Annotated in this window: 4 protein-coding genes; all 4 read right to left on the bottom strand. The window is 71.0% G+C overall.

Annotated elements, in window-relative coordinates:
- The coding region (locus OO52_RS45290) for a helix-turn-helix domain-containing protein (RefSeq protein ID WP_158712702.1) at positions 1–199 on the bottom strand (199 nt) is incomplete at its 3' end.
- A 181-nt stretch (positions 200–380) separates the two neighbouring features.
- On the bottom strand, positions 381–1241 hold the full coding sequence (locus tag OO52_RS45285) for an alpha/beta fold hydrolase (protein WP_030659244.1): 861 nt from the start codon (positions 1239–1241) through the stop codon (positions 381–383).
- Between the two features lie 338 nt (positions 1242–1579).
- The gene (locus OO52_RS45280) at positions 1580–2338 is read right to left on the bottom strand and encodes a creatininase family protein (RefSeq protein WP_030659242.1); all 759 of its coding nucleotides are present in this window, start codon (positions 2336–2338) and stop codon (positions 1580–1582) included.
- A 66-nt stretch (positions 2339–2404) separates the two neighbouring features.
- Positions 2405–2635 (bottom strand): alpha/beta fold hydrolase (locus OO52_RS45275; protein WP_030659240.1); only part of this gene is annotated, 231 nt, incomplete at its 5' end.

Here is a 2635-nt window from a genome sequence, read left to right as displayed (position 1 = left end):
AGGCGCGGACGCGGCCCTGTTCCAGGCGGGTGTAGTAGTCCACGCTGATCGCGGCGAGCCGGGCGACCTCCTCGCGGCGCAGTCCGGCGACGCGGCGGGGGGGGGCCGCCTCGGGCAGGCCGCACTCCTGCGGCGTCAGCTGCGCCCGACGGGCCCTGAGAAAGTCCCCCAGCCGACGGGAGTCGGGGTGTGGGTTCATGACGTCCATTCTCACGGAGTGGGTCGAACACGATGGTGCTGCGGGTCCTCCATCCGCCGCACGGCTCCGGGTGTCCCTCGTTCACCAGGGTCGCGACCCGTTGTGCGGCCGCGCCCGGTACCGCCGTTCCTGGCGGTACCGGGCTGCGGGAACCTGTCCGGGTGGTCCGGCGCCGCGGGGGTCAGCGGACGGTGGCGCGGGCGGCCCGCTCGATCACGTCGGCGACGAGGTGCGGGTGGGAGACGGCGACGGAGTGGGAGGCGGCCACCTCGGTGGTGTGGGCGTGAGCACGCTTGGCCATGAAGCGCTGGACGGCGGGGGGGATGTTGAGGTCCTGGGTGGTGATGATGTCCCAGCTGGGCTTCGTCTTCCAGGCGGCGCTGGTGGCCTTCTCCTCAAGGGCCGACTGCGCGATCGGGCGCTGTTCGGCGGCCATGAGGGCGGCCTGGCCGGCGGGGACGTCGGCGGCGAACTGGTGGCGGAACTTGTCCTGCTGGATGTACAGGTCGGTGGTGGTGGTGCCGTCGGCCTGCTTGTAGGTGACGGGGTCCAGGGCGTCGGGGAGGGTGGAGCCCGGGTACTTGTTGGTCAGCTCCAGGGCGGTCTCCCCGGGCGCCGGGAGGAAGGCGGCCACGTAGACGAGGGCCTTGACCTGGGGATCGTTGGTGGCGGCCTCGCTGATGACGTTGCCGCCGTAGGAGTGGCCCACGAGGATCTTGGGGCCCTTGACGTGGTCGAGGACGGCGCGCAGGGCCGTGGCGTCGGAGGCGGGGCCGCGCAGCGGGTTGGCGGCGGCCACGACCGGATAACCGTCGGCGCGCAGGTCGGCGATGACGCCGTTCCAGCTGGAGCCGTCGGCGAAGGCGCCGTGTTCCAGCACGATGGTCGGCTTGATGTGCCTGTCGGCTCCGGCGGCCTCGGCGGTCTTGGTCGCGCCGTTGGCGGTGCCGCTCAAGGCGAACGCGCCGAGCGCGAGACCCGCCGTGAGCGTCGAGACCACACCGGTCACCACTCGCTTGCGCCCACCCTTGATGCTGACCACGACTGACCCCTTTCAGGTGTTCCGTTGACGGGCGGCCCGGCTTCGCCGGTTACGTCACCGCCCTGACTGGTGATGAATCTTTCATGCTCACCGTCACCTGTCAAGCCGGTGACGAAGTTGTGAGGCCGGCCCGAATCGGCTGCTACCGGCTGTGGCCAGGACGAACGCGGGAGCGGCCGGACAGGGCATCGCTCCATCCGGCCGCAGACTCGTGGCCAGGCGCTCAGGTGTCACTGTCCCGAGCGGTTACGCAGGTTCGCGGTTCGTGCCGCCCGTACGGGGTTCGGCACGCCGACGCGCGCAGCGCCGTGCGCTCGCGTCGGTCCGTTCTCAGTGCTCTACCGCGCCCAGGGATCGCGCAGGATGATGTCTGCCAGGGCCCGCGCGCAGCCGGAGAGCATCGTCTCCCCCTTCTGCGGGCTGGCCACCCGGGCGTCACCCGCGACCCCGGACTTCGTGATCCGGTCGAAGGACACGGCCATGTACACCGGTTCGGTGGACTCCGCGGGGAGGGTGATCCGCGGTCCGTGCGCCTCGGCCAGGTGTTCGCGGTGGATCAGGTCGGGGTAGGCGGCCATCATCATGGACGTCTCCCCCTCACACGCGTGCATGAGTCCGTCCTGGGTCTCCAGGGTGTCCCGCACCACCTCCCGTCCCGCGCCGAAGTAGCTGGCGAACGCGATCGGCGTCGCCAGCTCAGCGGTCAGTTCGGTGGTGAGGGCGTTGAGGGCGGTCATGTTCCCGCCGTGCCCGTTGACGATCAGGATGCGGGAGAAACCCGCCCGGGTCACGGAGCGGCAGATGTCACGCAGCAGCGCGTGCAGGGTGGGCAGAGAGAGTGTGATGGTGCCGCCGAACGCCATGTGGTGCTCCGACAGCCCCGTCGGGACGGAGGGCGTCACCACCACACCGGTGTGCTCGGCCGCCAGCAGCGCCGCTCTCCGGCACACCTCCGCGGCCAGGAAGTCGTCCACGCCGGTGGGCAGATGAGGGCCGTGCTGCTCGGTGGCCCCCACGGGCAGCAGCACGACCGCGTCCTCGGCCGCGAGGGCACGGAGCTGCGCGGCGGTCAGACGGTTCCACTGGACTTCGCTCATCTGTGACTCCTCCTGGGAGTGACCGGTGGGGGGTGCGGGTTACCGGGCGGGTGTCGGGCGTGGAGCTCAGAGGTGGTCGGCGTCGACGACGGCCTGGGCGAAGGTGGTGGGTGCTTCCTGCGGCAGGTTGTGGCCGACGTTCGCGATGGTGCGGTGCTCGTACTTGCCCGTGAAGTGGTCGCGGTAACCGGTGCCGTCGCCGGGCGGGGTGAACGGGTCGAGCGCCGGGTCGAGGGTGATGGTGGGGACGTGGATGGGGGGCTGGGCGGCGAGGAGCTTCTCGTAACGGTCGTAGCG

This window comes from Streptomyces flaveolus (genome assembly GCF_000716535.1).
In the GTDB taxonomy this organism is placed as follows: domain Bacteria; phylum Actinomycetota; class Actinomycetes; order Streptomycetales; family Streptomycetaceae; genus Streptomyces; species Streptomyces flaveolus_A.
The sequence above is the reverse complement of the archived record's forward strand: the minus strand, read 5'-3'. Positions and strand labels throughout refer to the sequence as shown.

Bases quoted from the DNA above. Each gene is read 5' to 3' on its own strand.
- OO52_RS45280 (WP_030659242.1), bottom strand. From the start codon at position 2,338: ATGAGCGAAGTCCAGTGGAACCGTCTGACCGCCGCGCAGCTCCGTGCC.